The sequence below is a fragment of the Ancylobacter novellus DSM 506 genome, from assembly GCF_000092925.1.
Classification (GTDB): Bacteria; Pseudomonadota; Alphaproteobacteria; order Rhizobiales; family Xanthobacteraceae; genus Ancylobacter; species Ancylobacter novellus.
Window position 1 is genome coordinate 3229938 of sequence record NC_014217.1, and the last position, 23860, is coordinate 3253797.

The 23860-nt window shown below is 68.9% G+C and carries 25 protein-coding genes and 1 other RNA gene; 15 read left to right on the plus strand and 11 right to left on the minus strand.

All coding sequences use genetic code 11. The features are described from left to right. Positions 1–114: 114 nt before the first annotated feature. The 5 genes from SNOV_RS15335 to SNOV_RS15350 form a co-directional block, all read right to left on the minus strand. Positions 115–624: a dihydrofolate reductase gene (locus tag SNOV_RS15335; protein ID WP_013167870.1), complete on the minus strand. Its 510-nt coding sequence runs from the start codon at positions 622–624 to the stop codon at positions 115–117. Beyond that, positions 621–1898, minus strand: coding sequence for a flavin monoamine oxidase family protein (locus SNOV_RS15340; RefSeq protein ID WP_244412771.1), 1278 nt, complete (start codon positions 1896–1898; stop codon positions 621–623). Before SNOV_RS15340 ends, SNOV_RS15335 begins: the two co-directional genes overlap by 4 nt. 2 nt (positions 1899–1900) lie before the next feature. Then, a complete protein-coding gene (locus SNOV_RS15345) occupies positions 1901–2632 on the minus strand; it encodes an SspB family protein (RefSeq protein WP_013167872.1) in 732 nt (243 codons plus the stop codon). A gap of 53 nt (positions 2633–2685) precedes the next feature. After that, positions 2686–3041, minus strand: a transfer-messenger RNA (tmRNA) gene (gene ssrA, locus SNOV_RS23140). Between the two features lie 30 nt (positions 3042–3071). After that, the gene (locus tag SNOV_RS15350) at positions 3072–3389 is read right to left on the minus strand and encodes a hypothetical protein (RefSeq protein ID WP_013167873.1); all 318 of its coding nucleotides are present in this window, start codon (positions 3387–3389) and stop codon (positions 3072–3074) included. A gap of 213 nt (positions 3390–3602) precedes the next feature. On the opposite strand from SNOV_RS15350, the gene SNOV_RS15355 reads away from it, so the two are divergent. The 3 genes from SNOV_RS15355 (at position 3603) to SNOV_RS15365 (ending at position 5529) form a co-directional block, all read left to right on the plus strand. Continuing rightward, positions 3603–3995, plus strand: coding sequence for a hypothetical protein (locus SNOV_RS15355; RefSeq protein WP_013167874.1), 393 nt, complete (start codon positions 3603–3605; stop codon positions 3993–3995). Positions 3996–4088: 93 nt separating this feature from the next. Then, positions 4089–4883 carry a thymidylate synthase gene (locus tag SNOV_RS15360; RefSeq protein WP_013167875.1) on the plus strand — a complete coding sequence of 265 codons (795 nt, stop codon included), beginning with the start codon at positions 4089–4091 and terminating at the stop codon, positions 4881–4883. Positions 4884–5049: 166 nt separating this feature from the next. Next, a complete protein-coding gene (locus SNOV_RS15365) occupies positions 5050–5529 on the plus strand; it encodes a GNAT family N-acetyltransferase (RefSeq protein WP_013167876.1) in 480 nt (159 codons plus the stop codon). A gap of 87 nt (positions 5530–5616) precedes the next feature. On the opposite strand, the gene SNOV_RS15370 is transcribed toward SNOV_RS15365, so the two are convergent. Together SNOV_RS15370 and fumC are read right to left on the minus strand one after the other, a co-directional pair. After that, positions 5617–6321 carry a Spy/CpxP family protein refolding chaperone gene (locus SNOV_RS15370; protein ID WP_041783463.1) on the minus strand — a complete coding sequence of 235 codons (705 nt, stop codon included), beginning with the start codon at positions 6319–6321 and terminating at the stop codon, positions 5617–5619. 134 nt (positions 6322–6455) lie between these two features. Continuing rightward, positions 6456–7847: a class II fumarate hydratase gene (fumC, locus tag SNOV_RS15375; RefSeq protein ID WP_013167878.1), complete on the minus strand. Its 1392-nt coding sequence runs from the start codon at positions 7845–7847 to the stop codon at positions 6456–6458. Between the two features lie 392 nt (positions 7848–8239). On the opposite strand from fumC, the gene SNOV_RS15380 reads away from it, so the two are divergent. The 6 genes from SNOV_RS15380 to SNOV_RS15405 all read left to right on the plus strand — a co-directional run bounded on the left by SNOV_RS15380 (position 8240) and on the right by SNOV_RS15405 (position 13036). Continuing rightward, on the plus strand, positions 8240–8434 hold the full coding sequence (locus SNOV_RS15380) for a DUF4169 family protein (RefSeq protein WP_013167879.1): 195 nt from the start codon (positions 8240–8242) through the stop codon (positions 8432–8434). Then, on the plus strand, positions 8431–8709 hold the full coding sequence (locus SNOV_RS15385) for a ribbon-helix-helix domain-containing protein (protein WP_013167880.1): 279 nt from the start codon (positions 8431–8433) through the stop codon (positions 8707–8709). Before SNOV_RS15380 ends, SNOV_RS15385 begins: the two co-directional genes overlap by 4 nt. Before the next feature lie 182 nt (positions 8710–8891). After that, on the plus strand, positions 8892–10046 hold the full coding sequence (gene hflK, locus SNOV_RS15390; protein WP_013167881.1) for an FtsH protease activity modulator HflK: 1155 nt from the start codon (positions 8892–8894) through the stop codon (positions 10044–10046). Next, positions 10043–10978, plus strand: coding sequence for a protease modulator HflC (hflC, locus tag SNOV_RS15395; protein ID WP_013167882.1), 936 nt, complete (start codon positions 10043–10045; stop codon positions 10976–10978). Before hflK ends, hflC begins: the two co-directional genes overlap by 4 nt. 7 nt (positions 10979–10985) lie before the next feature. Next, the gene (locus SNOV_RS15400; RefSeq protein ID WP_013167883.1) at positions 10986–11171 is read left to right on the plus strand and encodes a DUF2065 domain-containing protein; all 186 of its coding nucleotides are present in this window, start codon (positions 10986–10988) and stop codon (positions 11169–11171) included. 329 nt (positions 11172–11500) lie between these two features. Then, entirely contained in the window at positions 11501–13036 is a 1536-nt protein-coding gene (locus tag SNOV_RS15405) for a Do family serine endopeptidase (RefSeq protein WP_013167884.1), read from the plus strand. 273 nt (positions 13037–13309) lie between these two features. Here the strand turns inward: SNOV_RS15405 and SNOV_RS15410 are convergent, their stop codons facing one another. Next, positions 13310–13846: a DUF1036 domain-containing protein gene (locus tag SNOV_RS15410; RefSeq protein ID WP_013167885.1), complete on the minus strand. Its 537-nt coding sequence runs from the start codon at positions 13844–13846 to the stop codon at positions 13310–13312. Beyond that, complete coding sequence (locus tag SNOV_RS15415) at positions 13815–15107, minus strand: glycerate kinase type-2 family protein (RefSeq protein WP_013167886.1); 1293 nt, start codon at positions 15105–15107, stop codon at positions 13815–13817. Before SNOV_RS15415 ends, SNOV_RS15410 begins: the two co-directional genes overlap by 32 nt. Before the next feature lie 201 nt (positions 15108–15308). On the opposite strand from SNOV_RS15415, the gene SNOV_RS15420 reads away from it, so the two are divergent. The 3 genes from SNOV_RS15420 to SNOV_RS15430 all read left to right on the plus strand — a co-directional run bounded on the left by SNOV_RS15420 (position 15309) and on the right by SNOV_RS15430 (position 16955). Next, complete coding sequence (locus SNOV_RS15420) at positions 15309–16157, plus strand: N-formylglutamate amidohydrolase (RefSeq protein WP_013167887.1); 849 nt, start codon at positions 15309–15311, stop codon at positions 16155–16157. Positions 16158–16194: 37 nt separating this feature from the next. After that, positions 16195–16497, plus strand: a complete 303-nt coding sequence (locus tag SNOV_RS15425; RefSeq protein ID WP_013167888.1) for a DUF1244 domain-containing protein — start codon at positions 16195–16197, stop codon at positions 16495–16497. A gap of 176 nt (positions 16498–16673) precedes the next feature. Next, a complete protein-coding gene (locus tag SNOV_RS15430) occupies positions 16674–16955 on the plus strand; it encodes a DUF2312 domain-containing protein (RefSeq protein WP_013167889.1) in 282 nt (93 codons plus the stop codon). Between the two features lie 419 nt (positions 16956–17374). Here the strand turns inward: SNOV_RS15430 and SNOV_RS15435 are convergent, their stop codons facing one another. Together SNOV_RS15435 and SNOV_RS15440 are read right to left on the minus strand one after the other, a co-directional pair. Continuing rightward, entirely contained in the window at positions 17375–19024 is a 1650-nt protein-coding gene (locus SNOV_RS15435; protein WP_013167890.1) for a peptidoglycan L,D-endopeptidase MepK, read from the minus strand. 289 nt (positions 19025–19313) lie between these two features. Next, positions 19314–21350 carry a L,D-transpeptidase scaffold domain-containing protein gene (locus SNOV_RS15440; RefSeq protein WP_013167891.1) on the minus strand — a complete coding sequence of 679 codons (2037 nt, stop codon included), beginning with the start codon at positions 21348–21350 and terminating at the stop codon, positions 19314–19316. Between the two features lie 291 nt (positions 21351–21641). Between SNOV_RS15440 and purE the strand changes: the two genes are divergently transcribed. The 3 genes from purE (at position 21642) to SNOV_RS15455 (ending at position 23857) form a co-directional block, all read left to right on the plus strand. Next, on the plus strand, positions 21642–22148 hold the full coding sequence (gene purE, locus SNOV_RS15445) for a 5-(carboxyamino)imidazole ribonucleotide mutase (protein ID WP_013167892.1): 507 nt from the start codon (positions 21642–21644) through the stop codon (positions 22146–22148). A gap of 11 nt (positions 22149–22159) precedes the next feature. Continuing rightward, entirely contained in the window at positions 22160–23236 is a 1077-nt protein-coding gene (locus SNOV_RS15450) for a 5-(carboxyamino)imidazole ribonucleotide synthase (RefSeq protein WP_187291151.1), read from the plus strand. 147 nt (positions 23237–23383) lie between these two features. Beyond that, entirely contained in the window at positions 23384–23857 is a 474-nt protein-coding gene (locus SNOV_RS15455) for a nuclear transport factor 2 family protein (RefSeq protein ID WP_013167894.1), read from the plus strand. The last annotated feature ends 3 nt before the right edge of the window (positions 23858–23860 follow it).

The following is a 23860-nucleotide window of genomic DNA, read 5'->3' on the forward strand; positions in this document are numbered from 1 at the left end:
TCTTGCCTTTGGCAAGCCCAAGGGCAGGCTCCGCGCAGCGGAGAGCCGGGATCGCTCTCCAATTCGGCTTGCGATCCCTGATCGGCCTGCGGCCGTCCGGGATGACGTTCAACGTCACACCCGCTCGTAATCCACGAAGCTGAAGGCGTAGTCGTCCGTCTCGGCCTTGAACGGACCCTCGCGGCTCACCTCGCGCCATTCGTCCTGCGCGAAGGCGGGGAAGAAGATGTCGCCCTCAGGCTCGCCGAGCACCTCGGTGAGGCGCAGCCGCGACGCGTGCGGGAGGGCCTGCGCGTAGAGCTGTGCGCCGCCGATCACCGCCATCTCGTCGACTTCGAGCCGCTCGGCCTCCAGCGCGCCGCGGTCGAGCGCCGCCGGCAGCGAGGGCACCACCAGCACGCCCTCGGGCACGGCGAAGCCGGTGTCGCGCGTCACCACGATGCTGGTGCGCCCTGGCAGCGGCTTGCCGATGGACATGAAGGTCTTGCGCCCCATCAGGATCGGCTTGCCCCAGGTGATGGTGCGGAAGCGCTTGAGGTCGCCGGAAATGTGCCAGGGCAGGTCGTCGCCACGGCCGATCACGCCGTTCTCGGCGACGGCTGCGATGATGGTGAGCATTGTCATGCCGCCCTCCCGGTGAGCTGCGCCAGCGCCGCGTCGGCGGCGGCGAGGCCGGTGAGATGCGCGCCATGCGCGGTCGAATAGGCGTGCGCGGAGACCGCCTCGCCGGCGAACAGGATGCGGTCGCCGAGGGGACGAGCCAGCCGCGCCCGCACATGGGCGAAGCCCGGCAGGGCGCAGCTATAGGCGCCGCCGATCAGCGGGTCGGCCACCCAGCCGGTAGTGGCGACGCGCACGACATGCTTCTCGATGTCGGCGCCGAACGCATCCTTGAGCGCCGCGAGGCCGAAATCGCGCATGGCCTCCGGCCCGGCCTTCACCAGCCGCGCGGCATTGTCGCCGCCGAGCTGGCCGATGGCGATGTTGGCGCCGAAATGGTTCAGCACAAAGTTGATCGGCCGACGGTCAGGATGGGCGAGGTCGATCGTGTCGACATAGGAGCTCGACGGCACGCCGAACACGTCGCGGTCGAACAGGAAGGCCACCTTCTCCGCTGCGCCCAGCGGCAGCGCCTCGAAGGCCTCGGCGAGCTCCACCGGCAGCACCGGCGCGAATTGCAGGCCACCGCGGGCGATCACCGTGGTCGGCACGGCGACGATGACGAGGCGCGCCGCCAGCGTGCCGCGCGGCGTCTCCAGCTTCACGCCCTCCCCCGACCAGTCGATGCGGGCGACCGGGCATGAGGTCATGACCGGAAGGTCCGGCGCGGTGCGCGCCGCCAGCGCCTGGATCAGCGCGCCATAGCCCTGCTCGACGGGATAGTTCTCGCCTGTGTCGCTATAGGCGGCGTAATCGAGGGTGGAGAGCCGCTCCGGCTCGGCGGCAGACATCAGCGTCAGCCAGTGCCGCGCCAGCCGGTTCCACGGATTGGACGCGTCCATCACCTCGCTGGCGGCGATGTCGCGGCCCTCGTCGCCCGCCTTCTTTATGGCCGCATAGGTGGCGTCGATCGCCTGCCACGCCGCCTCGCGCTCGGCCTCGTCCGCCCAGCGGCCGCCGATATGGGTCTCGCGCGCCTTGCGGGTGCCGCGCATGAGATAGGAGAAGCCGAGCTCGTCGGCGGCGGCACGTAGCGGATTGACCGAGGCCGAATGCAGCCAGTGGCAGCCCTGGTCCCAGGCGAAGCCGAAGCTCGCCGTATCGGTATAGGCGCGCCCGCCGGTGCGCGGAGCGGCCTCGACCACCATCACGTCGATGCCGGCCTGGTGCAGCCGGCCGCCGGCGGCAAGCCCTGCCGCTCCGGCTCCGACGACGATCACTTGGTGAAACGCGGCCACGGTCACTTCTTGCGGAAGGTGTCGAGCCGCACGACCTGAGCGCCGCCTTGCGCGCCGCCCTGCCCGCCGCGCTTGCCGTCGTCCTTCCCCTCGCCCTCGCCGCCCTTGGCAGCGGGCTTGTCGGAGGATTTCTCGGAAGCCTTGTCCGCCTTGGGCACGGCCACGGGCTTCGGCTCCGCCTTGGCGGCGGGGACGGGCGTCGGCTTGGCCGGCGCCGGCCTGGATTCCGTCTTCGGTGCCAGCTTCGCGGCTTCCTTGGCGGGGCGCGCCGCGGCACGGGTCGAGGGCACCGAGGTCGGCCGCGCCTCGCCGATCGGCGTCACCGGCGCGACGGGCGCCGGGGCGGCCGCCTCGTCCTCGGCGTCCTCGTCCTCCTCGGCGACGGGCTCGAACTGCAGGCCGAACTTCACCGACGGGTCGAAGAAGCCCTTGAGCGCGGCGAAGGGAATATGCAGCCGCTCGGGGATGCCGTTGAAGGACAGCCCGACCTCGAAGAACTGGTCGGAGACGATCAGGTCCCAGAACTGATGCTGGAGGACGATCGTCATCTCCTCCGGATAGCGCTCCTTCAGCCGCGGCGAGAGCCGCACGCCGGAAGCTCGCGTGTCGAAGGAGACATAGAGATGGTGGTCGCCCGGCAGGCCGTCGCGCGCGACATCGGTCAGCACGCGGCGCACTACGCTGCGCAGCGCGTCCTGGACGAGCAGGTCATAGCGGATCAGATCGACGCTCATGCCGGCAATGAACCCGATTCCAGCGACAACCGCCAGCCGGAAGGTGAGGATGAAGTGGAGGCTTCTGTTGCCAGGTGCCTCCGAACCCCGCCCGACGGTGCTACCCGCTAGGACTTATTTTCCGTAGATCAAACCGCTCACGCGGCCTGAGCAACCGGAGCATAGTTGTCGTTGGCAACTATAAGTTTGGTCCGATGACGGCGGTACCATGCCGAGCGAAAGAATGCCCTTTACGCCCCCGTCGATCCTGTTTCGCCCCCGCCGCAGCCCACCCTGAAGGATGGGTTCCGGTGGAGGCGCCGGGTACTGCCCCCGGGTCCGATGGGTTTATTCCGACAACCGTTTATCGCCATAGCCGGCTTGCGCCGGCACAACGAATATAGGGGCATGCCCGCCCGGTTGGAAGGGGGCGCAGGCCGCGCTCCCCAACCGGGCCGATTCACGCCTCCGTCTGGTCGCCGAACTGCAGGCGCTCGATCGGCTGGTTGCCGCCCTCGCTGCCGTAGAGCTTCTCGTCGAGCTCGGCGATCCTCGCCCGCAGCGCCTCCATCACGATCTGCCGCATCAGCTCGTAATCGAGCCGCACACTCGAATGCGCGCTGCGCAGCGCCTCGCCCGAGCGCAGCACCAGCGCCGGGGCCATGTGCGAGTTTTCCACCGTGAAATCGAGCGGATGGGTCGCGTCCTTCTCCAGGAGGTTCAGGTGCATGCGCAGCCGATGGTGCTCGGTGTGCAGGACGTCCGTGCTGTGCGTCATGGTCTCCTCCCTCGTGAACTCCGCACGATGACAAATCGCGGGAGGGCAACGGGTTCCCATAATACCGCCGGCACCGCTCGCAAGCCCTGATCTGCCCCGAAATGACCCCGGAATTGCCCCGACAAGCGGGGAACGCCTCGGCGCCTGGGCGGTTTGCCCCCTGTCTTAACGGACACCGGGGGTGGGCTATGGGGATAGAAACGGAGACGAACCATGAAGACAGGACATGTCGTCATCGGCCTCGCCGCCGCGCTCGGCGTCTCGACGCTCGCCGCGACGCCGGGCCTTGCACAGGAACTCTATGTCCGCAGCGCCGAGCCGGTCCCGCCCGGCGTGGTGGTGATGGAACAGCAGCCGACCTATGTGGCGCCGACCCGGCGGGTGATCGTACAGGAGCCCGCGCCGGTGGTGGTGCAGGAGGTGCCCGCCGAACCGCGGCGCGTCATCGTGACCGAGCCGGCCCCCGCGCCGATGGCGCGCGAGGTCTATGTGCGCGAGGCGGCCCCGCTGCCGCCGGCCGACGTGATCGACAACGGCTATGGCTGCCGCACGCTGGAGCGCGAGTCGATCTCGGGCATCACCACGGTGAGCACCGTCTGCGACTGACGGTTTAAGCTGTCGATAGCTGAGCGGGCGGCCACTGCGCCGTCCGCTCAGCCATGCTATATGTAGTGGGTCCATAGTCGACGGGGCCACGCCATGCGGCAATATCACGAGCTTCTGGAGCGGGTTCTGCGCGAAGGCACGCGCAAGGACGACCGCACCGGCACCGGCACGCTCTCCCTCTTCGGTCACCAGATGCGCTTTGACCTCGCCGAGGGGTTCCCGCTCGTCACCACCAAGAAGCTGCACCTCAGGTCGATCATCCACGAACTGCTGTGGTTCCTCGCCGGCGACACCAACATCGCCTATCTTAAGGAAAACGGCGTCTCCATCTGGGACGAATGGGCCGACGCCAATGGCGATCTCGGCCCCGTCTACGGCCACCAGTGGCGTTCCTGGCCGGATGGGCGCGGCGGCGTGATCGACCAGATCGCGCAGGTGCTCTCGGACATCCGCCGCAACCCCGACTCGCGCCGGCTGATCGTCTCCGCCTGGAACCCGGCCGACGTGCCGCAGATGGCGCTGCCGCCCTGCCACTGCCTGTTCCAGTTCTACGTGCTGGACGGCAAGCTCTCCTGCCAGCTCTACCAGCGCTCGGCCGACATCTTCCTCGGCGTGCCGTTCAACATCGCCTCCTACGCGCTCCTGACCCACATGGTGGCACAGGTGACGGGGCTGAAGCCGGGCGACTTCGTCCACACGCTGGGCGACGCGCATCTCTATGTGAACCATGTCGAGCAGGCGCATGAGCAGCTCTCGCGCGCCCCGCGCAAGCTGCCGGCGCTGAAGCTCAACCCGGCGGTGGACGACCTCTTCGCCTTCCGCTTCGAGGACATCGCCATAGAGGGCTACGACCCGCACCCCGCCATCAAGGCGCCGGTGGCGGTGTAACTCCTCCGATCCCCGAGAACACCCTCATCCTGAGGCGCTCGCGCAGCGAGCCTCAAAGGATGGTCGGTAGAGCGCACCCGGACGAGCATCCTTCGAGGCCCGGCTGACGCCGGGCACCTCAGGATGAGGTTGATCGGGATGGATAATCCGAAACAGAGACTTGCTCATGTCCCTCACCCTCCGCCCCGCACGGCCGGACGATTCCGGGCTCATCTTCGACTTCGTCTGCGAGCTCGCGGATTACGAGAGGCTGCGCCACGAGGTCGAGGCGACGCCGGCGGACATCGAGCGCGACCTGTTCGGCGCCGATCCCAAGGCGTTCTGCGATATCGGCGAGTGGGATGGCGTGCCTGCCGGCTTCGCGCTGTGGTTCTACACCTACTCCACCTTCCGCGGCCGGCACGGAATCTTCCTGGAGGATATCTTCGTGCGTCCCGCCTACCGCGGACGCGGCATCGCCAAGGCGCTGATGCGCCGGCTAGCGCAGCGCTGCGTCGAGGAGGAACTCGGCCGCTTCGAGTGGAACGTGCTCGACTGGAACGAGCCGGCGATCCGCTTCTACCGCTCGGTCGGCGCAATTCCGCTCGACGCGTGGACGATGCAGCGCGTCAGCGGCGAGCCGCTCGGCAGGCTGGCGGAAGGCTGAACGAAAAAGCCGCCGGCGCATGGCCGGCGGCAGTTGCGAGCGAGGGGGTGCTCGGGAGGCATTGGTCCGGGAAGGGAGCGGTGCCGCTCAGAGCGGCTCGCCCTCGGGGCCATCGGCAGCGGGGCCGTCGGGACCGCCCGGCATCGGGCCGGGGCCCATGCGGTGGTGCATCGGGCCGCCCTCGCCGCCAGGGCCGAAGCGGTGCGGGCCGTGGCCCCAGCCGCGCTTGCCCTCATGGCCGGCGAAGGCCATGTGCGGGTTCTGCGTCTGCCGGAACAGCACGCCGAAGCGGCGCTTCTGCGCGTCGTCGAGGCTGTCGTAGAGCGGCGCGGCCGCGTCGGCGAGCTTCTTCATCGTCTCACCGCGCTCGACCATGCCGTCGGCGCGCTCACGCAGGCGCTCGATCACGTCGGGACGCTCCGCCTTGGCGGTTTCGTCCGCGGCGCTGTCGTCGGTGGCCGCATCATTCTTGGACGTGTCGGTCTTGGACGTGTCGGTCTTGGCCTGCTCCGCCCTCTCGGCGCGGCGTTCGGCCCGGCGTTCGATGCGCTGCTTCGAGGCGTCCTGAAGCGCGCTCTCCAGCGCCGGCCAGAGCTTCTCCTGATCGGGGGTGAGGCGCAGCCCGGCATGCAGCGCGGCGATGCGCGCATCGCTCATGGCGCCGGCGAACTCGGCCATCTGCTGCGGCGTGGCATGGGGACGCCCGCCGGGGCGGAACTCCGGCGCCGCGATGCCGAAGGTGGCGCTGGCAAGCAGGGCGGCGGCGGTAGCGGCGATAATCGTGCGTTTCATCGGCCTCATCTCCTTGAAGAAGGTGAGGCCGATGCTGTCGCGAATACCGAAGAATCTCAAATGAAACTTCGGTAATAAATCCTGATAACTTTCAGCAACATAGATGAATGGCCGTTCAGATTCATGAATAGCCATTAACCCGGCGAAATCATCTTCTCCGGGCGGACGACGGCGTCGAATTCCTCGTTGGTGACGTAGCCGCCGCCGACCGCCTCTTCGCGCAGGGTGGTGCCGTTCTTGTGCGCGGTCTTGGCGATCTTGGCCGCGTTATCGTAGCCGATCTTCGGCGCCAGCGCGGTCACCAGCATCAGCGAGCGCTCCAGCGCCGCCTTGATATTGTCCGCGCGCGGCTCAATGCCGACGACGCAGTTGTCGGTGAAGCTGATCGCCGCGTCGGAGAGCAGGCGCACCGACTGGACGAAATTGTACGCCATCACCGGGTTGTAGACGTTCAGCTCGAAATGGCCCTGGCTGCCGGCGAAGCTGAGCGCGGCATTGTTGCCGAACACCTGCACGCAGACCTGGGTGAGCGCCTCGCACTGCGTCGGGTTCACCTTGCCCGGCATGATCGAGGAGCCCGGCTCGTTCTCCGGCAGGGAGAGCTCGCCGAGGCCCGAGCGCGGGCCGGAGCCGAGCAGGCGGATGTCGTTGGCGATCTTGAACAGCGACACCGCCACCGTGTTGATCGCCCCGTGCGAGAACACCATGGCGTCATGGGCGGCGAGCGCCTCGAACTTGTTCGGCGCCGAGGTAAAGGGCAGGCCGGTGATCTCGGCGATCTTGGCCGCCACCTTCTCGGCGAAGCCGAGCGGCGCGTTGAGCCCGGTGCCGACCGCGGTGCCGCCCTGCGCCAGCTCCATCAGCGCCGGCAGGGTCTGCTCGATGCGGGCGATGCCGTTGGTCACCTGCTGGGTGTAGCCGGAGAATTCCTGGCCGAGGGTGAGCGGCGTGGCGTCCTGCGTGTGGGTGCGGCCGATCTTGATGATGTCGGCCCAGGCTTCGGCCTTGGCGGCAAGCGCGTCGCGCAGCTTGGTCAGCGCCGGGATGAGTTCGTTGACCAGTTCCTCCGCCGCCGCGATGTGCATCGCGGTCGGGTAGGTGTCGTTGGAGGACTGGCTCATATTGACGTGGTCGTTCGGGTGCACCGGCTTCTTGGAGCCGAGCTTGCCGCCGAGGATCTCGATGGCACGGTTCGAGATCACCTCGTTGGCGTTCATGTTGGACTGCGTGCCCGAGCCGGTCTGCCAGACCGCGAGCGGAAAATGCGCGTCGAGCTTGCCGTCGATGACTTCCTGCGCCGCCTGGACGATGGCCTCGGCGATCTTCGGATCGAGATGGCCGAGTTCGCGATTGGTCTCCGCCGCCGCCCGCTTGATCACCCCGAGAGCGCGGATCACCGGCAGCGGCTGCTTTTCCCAGCCGATCTTGAAATTGCCGAGCGAGCGCTGCGCCTGCGCGCCCCAGTACTTGTCGCTCTCCACCTCGATGGGACCGAATGTGTCGGTCTCGATGCGGGTCTTGCTCATCGTCAAAGCCTTTCGGGAACGGGCGTCCTAATGACCGTGCCGGCGAGCGGGACGGCGCGGTCGGTTTAGCACGCGCACGAATGGGGGCAAATGCGCCGGAAGGCGGCCTGCCCCGCCGGCCGAAAATGACGGCGGGACATCACGAAGGCGTGAGCAAGCAGGTCGATCACTTATCGGCGAAACCGCAAATGGTATTAAAATACTACCATTGATCTTGTACTATAATACCCGCCATATCTCAAAATTGGTTCGAATTAAATAATAGGACGGAATGTCCATGGTGACGCGGTATCTGGCGACATCAAACTTTTGCCGATATTATCAGGTCTACAAGTTGAATCGATGACGCATTGACTTGTTATCGCGACTATTCTGCTCCTGGCTGGAAATGGATGCTCGTGGCTGACGTTGTAAATCTCAACCGCTACCGCAAACGCGCCGCGCGCGATCGCGCGGAACAAACTGCCGCGGAGCGGCGTTTGGAGTTTGGCCGGACAAAGGCTCAACGCGAGCTGGATGCGGCCGCGGAGCGGTTGAAGGCCAAGTCGCTCGACGGGCACTTGCGCATACGAGAGGACGACACATGAAGAGCCCCGTGGTTAAGCGGTCGATCGTAATTGCAGGGCACAAGACCAGTGTCAGCCTGGAAGATCAGTTCTGGGATGCCCTGAAGGAAATCGCCGCCAATCGGCGTAGCACGCTGTCGGAGATTGTGGCCTCCATCGACTCGGGCCGCAATCAGGGCAACCTGTCCTCTGCCATCCGCCTCTATGTGCTCGCGCACTATCGAAATCCGCCGAACTCCCGCGACACTATGGAACACGTCGAGCGTCATGCGCCCGCGCGTTCTACCGTTGCGTAAGACGCCACCGTCCCCCATATCAGCGGCCCGGCGACGCGTTGTAACCAGATGCCGCGTCACCTATAACCGCCTCTCCGCGTCCATCGGACGGTGAGGCGTGGGCTTTTCTGCACGGCGGCGTCTCACGGTTCTGCGTTTGCGGGCCCGGGCTCTGCCGGGCGCGCAAACGGAGTGGGCGCGGCATGTCGTGGAAGAACCAGAGCGGTGGGCCATGGGGTGGTGGTCCACGCGGCCCCTGGGGCACTGGTCCGCAGTCGTCGGGACCTAATTCTCCCGATCTCGAGGAACTCATCCGCCGCGGCCAGGAGAGGCTGCGCAGCGCCATGCCCGGCGGCTTCGGCAGCGGCAAGGGCGTCGTGGTCGTCGTGGTGCTCGCCATCCTCGTATGGCTGCTTTCCGGCTTCTACCGCGTCCAGCCCGACGAGCAGGGCGTCGTCCTGCGCTTCGGCAAGTTCGTCGGCACCACCAATCCCGGCCTGAACTACCACCTCCCTTACCCGATCGAGACCGTGCTGACCCCCCAGGTCACCCGCGTCAACCGCATCGACATCGGCATCCGCACCGGCGACGACCCGCGCCGCGGCGCCGCCATGCGCGACGTCTCGGAAGAGAGCCTGATGCTCACCGGCGACGAGAACATCGTCGACGTCGACTTCGCCGTGTTCTGGATGGTGAAGCCCGCGGCCCCCGGCTCGACCGAGGACATCGGCGCCGCCGACTTCCTGTTCAACGTCCAGAACCCGGAAGGCACCATCAAGGCGGTGGCCGAGAGCGCCATGCGCGAGGTGGTCGGGCGCACCAACATCCAGCCGATCCTCACCGGCGCCCGCCAGAACATCGAGACGGCGGTGCAGGAGCTGATGCAGCACACGCTCGACAGCTACAAGTCCGGCATCCTGATCACCCAGGTGCAGCTGCAGAAGGTCGACCCGCCCTCGCAGGTCATCGACGCCTTCCGCGACGTGCAGGCCGCCCGCGCCGACGCCGAGCGCCTGCAGAACGAGGCCCAGGCTTATGCCAACCGCGTCGTCCCCGAGGCGCGTGGCGAGGCGGCCCGCATCACCCAGGGCGCCGAGGGCTACAAGGAGCGCGCCATCATCGAGGCGCGCGGCCAGGCTTCGCGCTTCCTGAGTGTGCTGACCCAGTACCAGAAGGCCCCGGACGTGACCCGCCAGCGCCTCTATCTCGAAACCATGGAACGCGTGTTCGGCGGCATGGACAAGATCATCATCGACCCCGCGGCGAGCGGCGCCTCCGGCGTCGTGCCCTACCTGCCGCTCGGCCCGATCGGCGGGCGTCCCGCCACCCCGGCGCCGGCCCAGGGAGCCGTGAAATGAAGAACAGCTTCGGTCTCGTCCTCGCGGTCGTTGCCGCGCTCGTTCTCATCGGGCTCTATTCGGCGCTGTTCACGGTCTACCAGACCCAGCAGGCGCTGGTGCTGCGCTTCGGCGAGCCGGTGCGCATCATCGAGGAGCCCGGCCTCAACGTGAAGATCCCGCTGGTCGACAGCGTGATCTTCGTCGACAAGCGCATCCTCGACCTCGAGAACCCCTCGCAGGAAGTGATCGCGGCCGACCAGAAGCGCCTCGTGGTGGACGCCTTCGCGCGCTACCGCATCGTCAACCCGCTGCGCTTCTACCAGTCGGTCGGGACCATCGAGGGCGCCAATTCCCGCCTCGCCACAATCCTGAACTCCTCGCTGCGCCGCGTGCTCGGCGAATCGAGCTTCACACAGGTGGTGCGCGACCAGCGCGAGGCCCTGATGGGCCGCATCCGCGACCAGGTGAACCGCGAGGCCGCCGGCTTCGGCATCAGCGTGATCGACGTGCGCATCCGCCGCGCCGACCTGCCGGAGGCCAACAGCCAGGCGGTATTCCAGCGCATGCAGACCGAGCGTCAGCGCGAGGCGGCCGAGATCCGCGCCCAGGGCGCGGAGGCGGCGCAGACCATCCGTGCCCGCTCCGACCGCGATTCGACGATCATCGTCGCCGAAGCCAACGCCACCGCCGACAAGCTGCGCGGCGAGGGCGAGGCCCAGCGCAACGAGATCTTCGCGCAGGCCTACACGCAGGATCGCGGCTTCTTCGACTTCTACCGTTCCATGCAGGCCTATGAGGCCTCGATGAAGAGCGGGGACACGCGGATGCTGCTGGCGCCGGATTCGGAGTTCTTCCGCTTCTTCAACAACCCGGCCGCGCCCGCCGCGGCTCCTGGTTCCGCGCCGGCCCCCGCCGCCGCGGCACCGGCGCCGGCGGCGCCGGCGAACTGACGCGGCGATGTATGACCTCATCGTCGCCCTCGGCCTCGTACTGGTGATCGAGGGTCTGATGCTGGCCGCCGTACCCGGAGCGGTACGGCGCGCCACCGAGGCGATCGCCCAGACACCCGACACGCCGCTGCGTCTCGCCGGCCTCATCGGCGCGATCGTCGGCCTCGTCATCGTCTGGCTGGTGCGCGGCTGAGGGACGGCTGCGCCGTCTATTCTCCTACCCTCATGCACACCCTCATCCTGAGGTGCCCGGCCAACGGCCGGGCCTCGAAGGATGCTCGTCCGGGCGCGCTCGAACGACCACCCTTCGAGGCTCGCTGCGCTCGCACCTCAGGATGAGGGTGCATGCCGCACCTCAGGGAACGCCGCTTCCGCCCCCGCCACCCCGCGCTGATCGGGCCCGCCGCCTCGCGCGCTTTTGGCTTGCATCGCGCTTCCGCCGGGTTAGCGTCGACGGGAACACGGCGGGCGGCGCAGAGCCCCGCCGTTCCGCATTCGGCGCGGCGGCGCCAAGGAGGCCTTATGCATCAATGCCTTGAGCGTTCCGGCACGGATCGTCCCACCGAGCGCCGGTGGAGCCTCGTGCGAGCGGCGCGTGGCCTCGCCGCCGCCGGGCTCGTCGTCGCCGGCGCGCTTGCCGTGCCGCCTGCCGCGCTCGCCGCCGCGACCAAGGGTCCCGACACCGTCGCCGACGCCGCCGCGCAGGTGATGGACGCCGTGGTGAACATCTCCACCTCCCAGACCGTGGCGCCCTCGCGCAGCGTGCCGACCCCCGAGCTGCCGCCCGGCTCGCCCTTCGAGGAATTCTTCGAGGAGTTCTTCAAGCGCCGTCAGCAGCAGGGCGAGGACAACGCCCCGCGCCGCGTCTCCTCGCTCGGCTCGGGCTTCGTCATCGACGCGTCCGGCTTCATCGTCACCAACAACCACGTCATCGCCGACGCCGACGAGATCTTCGCCAATTTCACCGACGGCTCGAAGCTCAAGGCCGAGGTGGTCGGCCGTGACACCAAGATCGACCTCGCGCTGCTCAAGGTGACACCCGAGCCCGGCAAGCCGCTGAAGGCAGTGAAGTTCGGCAATTCCGACATATTGCGCGTCGGCGACTGGGTGATGGCGATCGGCAACCCGTTCGGGCTGGGTGGCACGCTCACCGTCGGCGTGATCTCGGCCCGCAACCGCGACATCAATTCCGGGCCCTACGACAATTTCCTGCAGACGGACGCCGCCATCAACCGCGGCAATTCCGGCGGCCCGCTGTTCAACATGGACGGCGACGTGATCGGCATCAACACCGCCATCATCTCGCCCTCGGGCGGCTCGATCGGCATCGGCTTCGCCGTGCCCTCGAACACCGCCACCCCGATCATCGCCCAGCTCAAGGAGTTCGGCGAGGCTCGCCGCGGCTGGATCGGCGTGCGCATCCAGCAGGTGACGCCGGAGATCGCCGAGAGCCTGTCGCTCGGCCGCCCGCGCGGTGCGCTGGTCGGCTCGGTCACCGATAACGGCCCCGCCGCCAAGGGCGGGCTCAAGGCCGGCGACGTGGTGGTGAGCTTCGACGGCAAGGAAGTGAAGGACATGCGCGCCCTGCCGATCATCGTCGCCGACACGCCGGTCGACAAGGAGGTCGACGTCGTCATCGTCCGCAAGGGCCAGGAGCAGCACCTCAAGCTGACGGTCGGCCGCCTCAACGAGACCGAGGCCACCGAAAAGGCGGCCGAGACGCCGGAGCAGAAGCCCGACGCGCCGCCGCCAGTCGCCACCACCAAGCTGCTCGGCGTGGAGGTGGCGGAGCTGACGCCGGAGCTGCGCACCCGCTTCAAGATCAAGGACGAGCTCAAGGGCGTGGTGGTGATGACGGTCGAACCCGGCTCGGTCGCCGCCGAGCGCGGCATCGCCCCGGGCAACCTCATCGTCGAGGTCAACCAGGAGGCGACCGGCACGCCCAAGCAGGTCGAGGACCGCATCGCCGCGCTGAAGAAGGAAGGCCGCCGTTCGGCCCTGCTCATGGTCTCCGACCCCGAAGGCCAGGTCCGCTTCACCGCGCTGCCGATCGAGTGAGAGGGCGCCTGCGCCCCCCTCTTCCGACTTCGTCATCCTGGAACGGCCGCAGGCCGTATCCGGGATCGCGTGCCTGAGAACCCGATCAACCTCATCCTGAGGCGCCCGGCAAGAGCCGGGCCTCGAAGGATGCTCGTCCGGGTGCGCTCGCACCTCAGGATGAGGTCGATTTTTCGGAGACCCTCAGAACGCGGAGCACAATCCCGGCTCTCCGGCTTCGCCTGCGGTCGGGATGACGGCTGAAACGGCCTGAGCGACTTCCGCCGCCTGACCCTAAGGCCGCTTCGGCGGGGTGGGCGGCATCGGCGGGGCGGTTAATGGCGCGGCGGCTGCGGGCTGCTTCTGCTCGGTGAGCTGCACCGTCCAGCTCTTCTGCTCATGCGTGTCCACCTCGAAGAAGCCGGTGCGGTCATAGCCGCGCGCCAGGCAGTCCTCGATGCCGCGGATGGTGAACTCCTTCTCGCGCGTGCACATGAAGGCCTTGCCGGCCCATTCGCCGCCGAGATCGTAGTCGATGGCGTAGACATAGTAGTAGCGCGCCACCAGGTCGCCGCGCAGCAGCGTCTCGCAGCTATTGGCGCCGATGTTCCACCAGCCCTCCGTCGACCAGCTATTGCCGTCCTTGTAGCCGAGCGCGATGCCGACGCGGCTGGTCGAGCGGTTGCACAGGCGGAAATCCGCCGCCGCCGGCTCGGGCGCCAGCACGGCGAGGAACGGCGCGAGCGCGAGCGCCGGCAGCAGCGCGCGCGCCGCCCGGTGCAGGCGGCCGGCGGCAGGATTACTCGTCGACGAAGACGGCTCGGAAGTCATTGACATTCGTGCAGGTCGGCCCCGGGTTCAGCAGGTCTCCCAGAGCCTCGAAGAAGCTGGTCGAGTCGTTGTTGTCGAGAAAGGCGGCGGGAACGAGACCGGCCGCGCTCGCGCGCGCCAGCGTGTCCGGCATCACATAGGCGCCGGCCGGGTCGGACGCGTCGCCGCCGCCGCCATCGGTGCCGTCGGTGTCGCCCGCCACCGCATAGATGCCCGGTGCGCCGTTGAGCGCCACGGCGAGCGCCAGCGCATATTCCTGGTTCGGGCCGCCGCGGCCCTGGCCGCGCATGGTGACGGTGAGCTCGCCGCCGGAGAGCAGCACGGCCTTCTTGCCCGCCGCCTTCAGCGCCGCGGCCTGCGCCGCCTGCGCGCCCGCCACCTCGCGGGCCTCGCCCTCGAGATTGTCGCCGAGCAGGATCGGCTCGATCCCCGCCTCGCGGGCGATCTTCTCCGCCGCGACGAAGCTGTCCACCGGGCGGGCGATGAGGATGTACTCGGAATTGGCGAAGGCCGCATCGCCGGGCTTGGGCGATTCATTGGCCTGGTCGCGCAGCGCCACCGCGATGGAGGGCGGCGGGTCGATGCGGTAGCGGGCGAGCACGTCGCGCGCCTCGGCGAGCGTCGTCGGATCGGGCACGGTCGGCCCGGAGCCGATCACCGCCGGGTCGTCGCCCGGCACGTCGGAGATGGAGAGCGTCACCACCTTGGCCGGCTGCGCCAGCGCCGCCAGCCGCCCGCCCTTGATACGCGAGAGGTGCTTACGCACCGTGTTGATCTCGGTGATGTTGGCGCCCGAGCGCAGCAGCGCGCGGGTGAGCGCCCGCTTGTCGTCGAGCTCGACGCCCTCGGCCGGGGCGATCCAGTTGGCCGAGGCGCCGCCCGAGAGCAGCACCAGCACGAGGTCGTCCGCGGTGGCGGACGCCGCGAGGTCGATCGCCTTCTGCGCCCCGGCGAGACCCGCCCCGTCCGGCACCGGGTGGCCGGCCTCGACCATCTCCAGCAGCCGCGTCGGGCGGCCATAGCCGTGGCGGGCGACGCCGATGCCGGCGAGCCGCTCGGAGGGGAAGCCCAGCTCGTCGAGATAATGCTTCTCGGCCACTTCCAGCATGGAGCCGGCGGCCTTGCCGGCGGCGAGCAGGATCAGGCGGCCATTGGCCGGCGGCGGCGGCAGGGCCGGCGGCAGGCAGGTCGAGGGATGCGCGGCCGCGACCGCGGCGGAGAAGAGACGATCGAGGAAAGCACGCGCGGAAACGTCAGACATCACAACCCCTACCCCGCCCCCGGAAAGGGGCCACCCAGCCGGTCTCACGCCGGCTTCGATCATTGCATGCGGACGGGTTCGAATCCGGCCGCGCGACGCGAAACGGGCGTATTCCTATGGCACGCAAGGCCCCGCGTCACTATCCTCGCCTCACTTAGCCGCACACGCGCCGGCGCCGCTGGCCGCACGTCACGGGAAAACATGCGCCGCCTCGCCACCGAAGAGACCGCCCCGGCCGGACAGGACGACGATCCCACGCACGCATTCGCCGCCTTCGAGCACCTCCCCGGTACGCTGGAGGCGGGCCTCATCCTGCTCTGCGACCACGCGTCGAACGCCCTGCCGCCCGGCTATGGCTCGCTTGGCCTGCCCAGGGCGGAGCTGGAGCGGCATATCGGCTACGACATCGGCGCCGCCGGCGTCACCCGCATGCTGGCGCACCGGCTCGGCTGCCCGGCGCTGCTCACCCGGTTCTCGCGGCTGCTGATCGACCCGAACCGGGGCGAGGACGACCCGACGCTGGTGATGCGCCTCTCCGACGGCGCCGTCGTGCCGGGCAACCGCAATGTGGACGGAGCGGAGGTCGAGCGGCGGCTCGAGCGCTATCACCGCCCCTATCACGCCGCCGTCGAGGCGGAGATCGACGCCGCGCTGGCAAAGGGCGTGGTGCCGGCGATCCTGTCGATGCATTCCTTCACCGCGGTCTGGCGCGGCCTCGCCCGGCCCTGGCACGCCGCCGTGCTGTGGGACAGCGACCCGCGCTTCACCCGCGAATTGATCGACGCGCTGGGCGCGCCCGGCGACCTCATGGTCGGCGACAACGAACCCTATGACGGCGCGCTGCGCGGCGACTGCATGTACCGCCACGGCACCTTGCGCGGCCTCGCCCATACGCTTCTGGAGATCCGGCAGGACCTGATCACCGACGAGGACGGCCAGCGCGAATGGGCCGACCGGCTCGCCGGCCTCCTGCCGGACATACTGGCGAAGCGGGAACTGCACGAAGTGCGCTCCTTCGGCTCGCGCACCGGCCCCGTACCGCCTATCTAGGGACGAGCGCGCGGCCTGACGCGCCCCGGAGGTCCTCATGCCCGAACTCGACGACAAGACCCGCACCGAGCTGGAGGCGGCCGCCTTCCGCCGTCTGCTCGCTCACTTGCGCGCCCGCACCGACGTGCAGAACATCGACCTGATGAACCTCGCCGGCTTCTGCCGCAACTGCCTCTCCAACTGGTATCTCGACGCGGCCAAGGAACGCGGGGTCGCCCTGACCAAGGACGAGAGCCGGGTCGCCGTCTACGGCATGCCCTATGAGGAGTGGAAGGCCGCCTATCAGTCCGAGGCGACGCCGGAGCAGAAGGCCGCCTTCCCCGGCCCCGGCTCGCACTGAGCCGCGGCCCCGCCGCCGCAATGGGCAGTGGATAGCGGGCGTAGCGTGCGCCCGCGCGGTGCGTGAGTGTGCGCGCGCCTTGACGCGCCGGCCGCGTTCGGCTCCTCATCGCCGCCCGATTTATGCCTGAGAGCCGGGCCCCGCCCGATCCAGACAAGACCCTGCCCGGAGAGACCATGTCCGACATTCCGAACGACCAGCCGCTGTCCGACGCCGCCGCCGGCTTCGCCAAGGAGCAGCTGAAATCCTTCATCGAGCGCATCGAGCGGCTGGAGGAAGAGAAGAAGACCATTTCCGACGACATCAAGGACGTCTTCGCCGAGGCCAAGGGCACCGGCTTCGACGTCAAGGCGCTGCGCGAGATCCTGAAGATCCGCAAGCAGGACGCCGACCAGCGCGCCGAGCACGAGGCGATCGTCGACCTCTATCTGCAGGCGCTGGGCATGATCGGCAACTGAGGCCGATCCCTGGGCCGACGCCGTACTGCGCCTCCTCATGGCCGGGCTTGACCCGGCCACCCAGCCTTCCCGCCTGACGCCAACCTGCCGGCAGTCCTCTCGCGCGCCGGCACCGCCCACACACCGTCATCCCCGGGCTTGGCCCGGGGATCCACGACTTACGCGCACCGCCTCAGGCAAAGGCGTGGATGGCCGGATCAAGCCCTGCCATGACGTCGATCCGGTGGGAGCCCTGATGGGAGTCCAGCCCCTCTCGACTACCCATACACCCTCATCCTGAGGTGCCCGGCCAACGGTCGGGCCTCGAAGGATGGTCGGTACAGCGCGCCCGGACGAGTATCCTTCGAGGCCGCCTTCGGCGGCACCTCAGGATGAGGGTGCGCTAAGAATCAGGCTTGGGGAACGCGAACCGCCCCGCCTCAGAGCGGGTTCTTCAGCGGCGCGGGGCCGGACATCATCGCCACGACCGGCACCGCCACGATGGCCGCGCCCTCGAAGCGGGCCGTCGAAAGGCCGTTCGTGCCGTCAGCCCCGAAATGCGTCTCCACCACCTGCCGCGGCGGGGCGACGAAGGCGGCGAAGCGCCTCAGCTCCGGTGTGCGCAGCGTGACGCTGTAGGCGACCGTCGGGCCGCTGAACAGCCGGCGGATTTCGGTGAGCATCTCCGCCGAATGGGCGCGGCGCGCATGCTCGCTCGCGACCGTGGCCGGCGAGCTCGGCGCGCGGCCGGGCTGCAGCCGCTCGCGCGGGAAGATGTCGCCGCCGGCATTGGCATAGGAAAGCGCCGGGCCCTGGCCGCCGGTGCCGCGCACGATGACCTCGGGCAGCGGCGGATTAGCAGTGGTGACGGGCGCGCGGGTGACGCCCGCCGGTCCGCCGGTCGGGTTCGGCGGACGCTCGCCCGGCAGCGGGATCGCGGCGGCGAGCGCGGCGAGCTCGGCACGGCTGGACGCGGGAACCGGCGGCGAGGCCGGCGGGGTCGCGGCAGCGACAGAAGCCGCTGCGCCGCGCGAGAGCGGGTTCGGCTGCGGCATCGGCGCCGGGCCGGCGAAGGCCAGCGCCATCGGCGCCTCCTCCGGAACGGCAGGCGTCTCCTGCGCGGCGCTGCGCGGCAGCGGATTGGGCATGGGCAGCGGCATCGGCGCGGCGGAGGCGACCTCGACCGGCGCGGCAGCGGCGGCATTCGTCGCCGGCTTGGCGGCGGGCGCCTCCTCGGCGTCGGCGACCTGCGTCGTGCTCGCCGCCGGCGCATCGTCCTCGTCGTCGTCCTTGCCGCCGAACAGGCTGGCGAAAATGTTCTTGGATCCGGCCGTGCTGGCGCCGTTGCGCTTGGGATTGTTGCCGCCGCCGAGGCCGGCGAAGGCCGCGCCGGCGCCGCCGGGCTCCTTGCCCTTGGCCTCGACATCGGCCAGCGCCAGGGCATAGCCGGACATCGGCTTGCCGTCTGCCGGGACATGCACGGTGCGCCCGTTCGGGAACACGCGCGCGAGTTCGGGCCGGCTCATGCGCGGCCAGTGGCGGATGCCGCCGGTGTCGAGATGCACGAAGGGCGAGCCGGAGGTCGGGTAGAAGCCGACGCCGCCGCGCTGCAGGCGCAGGCCAGCCTCGCGGATCTTCGACAACGGCACGCCGGGAATGTAGAAGTCCATCGCCTTGCCCTGCATGTGCAGGCTGGTTTGGGCGACGCCGCGCGAGCGCGAGCGGAGCATGGCGTTGGTGGCGGGCGAACGGTAGCCGCCGATGATCTCGATCGGCGCCGTCGCGCCGGTCTCGCGATAGACCTCCCAGACGATGTCGAACAGCTGGGGATCCATATTGGTCGGCTCTTTGCGCCGCCAATCCTGCATCAGCACGTTGAGCTGCTTCAGCGCCGCCGGGTCGTAGCGTCCGTTGCGCTTGAAGGTGACCGTGGCGGCGGCGCCGGAATGGACATGATGGAAGCTCAGGGTGCGGGTGTCGCCATTGGCGACCGCATCCTGCAGCAGATCCGTGCTGCAAAGCGTCACGATCGCGGCGAGCGCGAGCGCCTTTGCAGCCTTGTTTGTGCCGACAGCCAGATGAATGCCCACGAACCCCGTACCCGTACTCGACGTTTCCTTGAGACGACTCGGGCAAGAGCGCCCGCGCCGGACATGGTGAACATAGTCTTGTCGGGTTTGGTTAAGAGGCCATTACGGCCCAACCCCCACGCCTATTGCCTCCTTGGCTAGGAAGCGACTGTGGCAAAAGAGTGCCTTGGGGTCAAATTCGTAACAAACTACCACAGAATGCCCATTTTTCTGCTCGCCTGTGTCGACAATGACACAGATGGCGCGGTGATTCGGCATTTTGCGGCTGCGAAGGCGGGATGATTCGCCGCTACTGGCGCAGCGTGCCCGCCCCGCCCGCCGCGACCCGGCGCACGCCGTCGAGGCCGAGAATGGCCTTGGTGGCGCCGTTGATGCCGTAAAGGTCCTCGCGGCTGACGAGGCGGCCATTGCCGTCCACGAAAGTGTTGAAATAGACGAGGTGCACCGGGAAGCGGCGCTTCAGCGTCACCGACTTCTCGTTACCGCCGACCAGCTTGGCGATTCGCGGCTGGCTCCAGCCCTCATTGGGCAGGCCGAGCGCGAACAGCGCCTCAGCGAAGGCGAGCGGCTCGTGCACGCGCACGCAGCCATGGCTGAAGGCGCGGCGCTCGCGGGCGAACAGCGAGCGGCTCGGCGTGTCGTGCAGATAGACCGCGTGCTTGTTCGGGAACATGAACTTCATCCGCCCCAGCGCGTTGCGCTCGCCCGGCTCCTGGCGGAAGGAATAGCCGGTGGCGCCGCGGCTCCAATCGATCGCGCCGGGATCGACGATGCGCCCGTTGCGCACCACGTCGATGCCCTGGCGCTCCAGCGCATAGGGGTCGGCCATCAGCTTGGGCAGCATCTCGTTGCGGATGATGCTGGGCGGCACGTTCCAGGACGGATTGAACACCGCGTACTGCATGTTCTCCGACATGAGCGGGGTCTGCGTGTCCGGCTTGCCGACGACGACGCGGGTCTCGTGCACGGTCTGCTCGTTGACCACCACCCGGACCATGAATTCGGGGATGTTCACCATCACATAGACCGGCGCCACCTGGTGCGGCACCCAGCGCCAGCGCTCCATATTGGCGATGATGTCGGGCATCTGGTCGCCGCCGGCCCCGTTCAGCGCCGCGAGGGTGCCGCGCCCGACCACGCCGTCGGGCTTCAGGCCGGAGAGCTTCTGGAAGTCCCGCACCGCATCGGCAAGGAAGCTGTCATATTCGGTGTCCTCCGGCGCGCCGCCGATGCCGAGGCGTGCGCGCAGCAGCGGCACGCGCGGATCGCTGTCGCCCGGACGCAGCATCGGCCCGGCCGGCACCTGCACCTGGGTGACGCCGCGCCCTTCCGCCATCAGCTTGGCGAGCTCCACCTTGAGCAGCTTGTACTCGTCATATTGCGGGGCGAAGGAGTCGAAGGCCGCGCGCGGATTGGGCGAGCCCGACACCAGCGCCAGCACCGCCGCCGGGTCCGGCACGGTCGGCGAGGGATCGACGTCCTTGGAGATGGTCTTCGGGTCGAAGCGCCCGCTCTGCACATGGCGGGCATAGGTGAGCACGGTCGCGGCGAGGCGAAGCTCCATCTCCGCGACCTGCGCGTCGCTCGCCTTGGGCGGCAGCGCCGGCACCGCATAGTCGGCCGGGTTCAGCCCCTCCACCGCCGCGGCGGCGAACTGGTCGAGCGCGATCTGGCCGAGCGGCGAGACATGGTTGCCGCTGGTGAAGGCCGGCTGGTTGCCGCGGGCGGTGTAGAAGGCGACGAGCGCCTGCTGGTCCGCCGGACGCGAGGCGAAGCGCACGATCTGGCCGCCGAGGAGATCGGCCAGCCGCGCCGGCACCTGCGCGCCGGGGGCGTTCGAATCGGCCGTCTGCGGCGGCTTCACCGAGGCCGGGGTGCCGGCCGCCGGCAGCGGCGAGGCAGGGGTTGCGAGACTCGGCGAGGTCACACCGGGCGTGCCCGCGCCGGTATTCGGCGCGCCCTTGCCGACGGTGGGCTCGGCCGGCAGCGCCGCATTGAGCGGGAAGGGCGCCGGCTCCGGCCGCATCGCCAGCGCCGCGCTGCGCGCCGGGCTCGGCCGGCGCTTGCCGAAAATATCGAAGGGCTCGTTGTCGGCGGCGACAGCCGGCAGCGGCGAGGCGCCCTGCCCGGCCTCGAAGCCGCCGGTGCCGTTGCCGGCGCGGTCGAGCGCGATGGGCGCGCCGGACATCTCCTGCGCCCGCACAGGCGGGACGCCGGCGAAGCTCGCCAGAGCGAGCCCGGTGGCCGCCGACAGCAGCAGCGCCGCCGCGCCTCCCGGGCGACGCCCGCCAAGCCCCAGCCCCGCTTCTTTCCCGCGACCCGACATCGCCTTCTCCGCTTGCTCTTTCGTCCTACCGGCAGGACGCGGGACCTCCCGCCAAGGGCAGTTCCCTACATTCCACCGCCGGAACTCTCCCGTTCAACTCACGAAAACGGCAAAGTTCCCCAAATCGGACGGCCTCTCAGCGGCACTTTGACGTGAGCCGGTAAAGGTCGTGTTAAGCATGATCGCACCACGCACCATCGGAAAACAGCGGGTTTGTCGCATGCTCCTCCCTTGCCGGAAGGGCCGCGATTCCTATAATCCGCGCCTTTCCTCACGGGGGTGCGAGCACGAATGAGCGACCTGACGGCCCGGACGGCGGGCGAGAGGCCCGTCGCGATCATCATGGGCAGCCAGTCGGACTGGGAAACCATGCGCCATGCTGCCGAGACGCTGGAGGCGCTCGGCGTTGGCCATGACTGCCGCATCGTCTCGGCCCACCGTACCCCGGATCGCATGTTCGCCTTCGCCAAGGGCGCGAAGGCGGCCGGCTTCAAGGTGATCATCGCCGGCGCCGGCGGCGCCGCCCACTTGCCGGGCATGGTCGCCTCGCTCACCACCCTGCCGGTCTTCGGCGTGCCGGTGGAATCGAAGGCCCTGTCCGGCGTCGATAGTCTCCATTCCATCGTGCAGATGCCGGCCGGCGTGCCGGTCGGCACGCTTGCCATCGGCAAGGCCGGCGCGGTGAATGCCGGCCTGCTCGCCGCCGCCGTGCTGGCGCTGTCCGATCCGGCGCTGGACGAGCGGCTCGCCGCGTGGCGCGCCGCGCGCACCGAAGCGGTGACGGAGCGGCCGGCGTGACCACTCCCCGCATGCTGAAGCCCGGCGACACCATCGGCATCCTCGGCGGCGGCCAGCTCGCCCGCATGATCGCCCTCGCCGCCGCCCCGCTGGGGCTGAAGGCGCATATCTACGCGCCCGAGGACGGCAGCCCCGCCTTCGACGTGGCGAGCGCCCACACCCGCGCCGCCTATGACGACCTCGCGGCGCTGGAGCGCTTCGCCGGCGCGGTCGACGTCGTCACCTACGAGTTCGAGAACGTCCCGGTCTACACCGCCGACTTCCTCGCCCGCCATGTACCGGTGCATCCCGGCCCGCATGCGCTTGGAATCACGCAGGACCGGCTTGAGGAGAAGGAGTTCGTCTCCGGCCTCAACATCAAGACCGCGCCCTTCGCCGCCGTGCATGACGAGGCGGAGCTGGAGGCGGCGCTCAACCGGATCGGCCGTCCGGCGGTGCTGAAGACCCGCCGCTTCGGCTATGACGGCAAGGGACAGGCGATCATCCGCGAGGGCGACGATGCCGCCGCCAAATTCGCCCATATCGGCCGGCACCCGTCGATCCTCGAAGGCTTCGTGCCCTTCGAGCGCGAGGTCTCGATCGTCGCCGCCCGCACCGAGGACGGCCGCTTCGAAGCCTATGAGGTGACGCAGAACGAGCACCGCCACCACATCCTCCACCGCTCCACCGTGCCGGCGGACGTGTCGCCCGCGGTGGCGGCGGTCTCGCGCGAGATCGCGCGGCGCATTGGCGAGGCGCTCGGCTATGTCGGCGTGTTCGCGGTGGAGATGTTCCTCGTGGTGGTCGATGGCGCGCAGGGCGTCATCGTCAACGAGATCGCCCCACGGGTGCACAATTCCGGCCACTGGACGCTGGACGGCGCGGTGACCAGCCAGTTCGAGCAGCATGTGCGCGCCATCGCCGGCTGGCCGCTCGGCGCGGTCGAGCGCTATGGCCGGGTGGAGATGACCAACCTCATCGGCGACGAGGCCGACGACTGGCTCGCCGTGCTGGAGGAGCCCGGCGCGCATCTGCACCTCTACGGCAAGGAAGAGGCGCGGCCCGGCCGCAAGATGGGCCATGTGACCCGCATCTTCGACGAGGACTGAGCGCCGCGTCCGGCGGGCGGGCCGGAAACGCGGTCCATTGCTCGCGTGCGTCCCTGCAATGGCGCCACACTCTGCGACCTAAGCTCGGGGCCGCAGCGACGTCTGCGTCCCGCCACAGCGGGTTCAACCCTCGCCCAAGGTGCCCCTATGACCGAAACCCGCCCGCCGCTGCCGCCCTTCACCCGCGAGACCGCGATCCAGAAGGTCCGCGGCGCCGAGGATGGCTGGAACTCCTGCAATCCCGAGCGCGTCTCGCTGGTCTATACGCCCGACAGCATGTGGCGGAACCGCGCCGAGTTTATCAACGGCCGGCCCGAGATCGTCGCCTTCCTCACCCGCAAATGGGCGAAGGAGCTCGACTACCGGCTGATCAAGGAGCTGTGGGCCTTCACCGACGCGCATATCGCCGTGCGCTTCGCCTATGAGTGGCACGACGATTCCGGCAACTGGTTCCGCTCCTACGGCAACGAGAACTGGGCCTTCGACGCCAATGGCCTGATGCACCACCGCTATGCCTGCATCAACGACCTGCCGATCAAGGAGAGCGAGCGCAAGTTCCACTGGGATCGCTCCGGCCCCCGCCCGGCCGATCATCCGGGGCTGACCGATCTGGGGCTGTGAAGC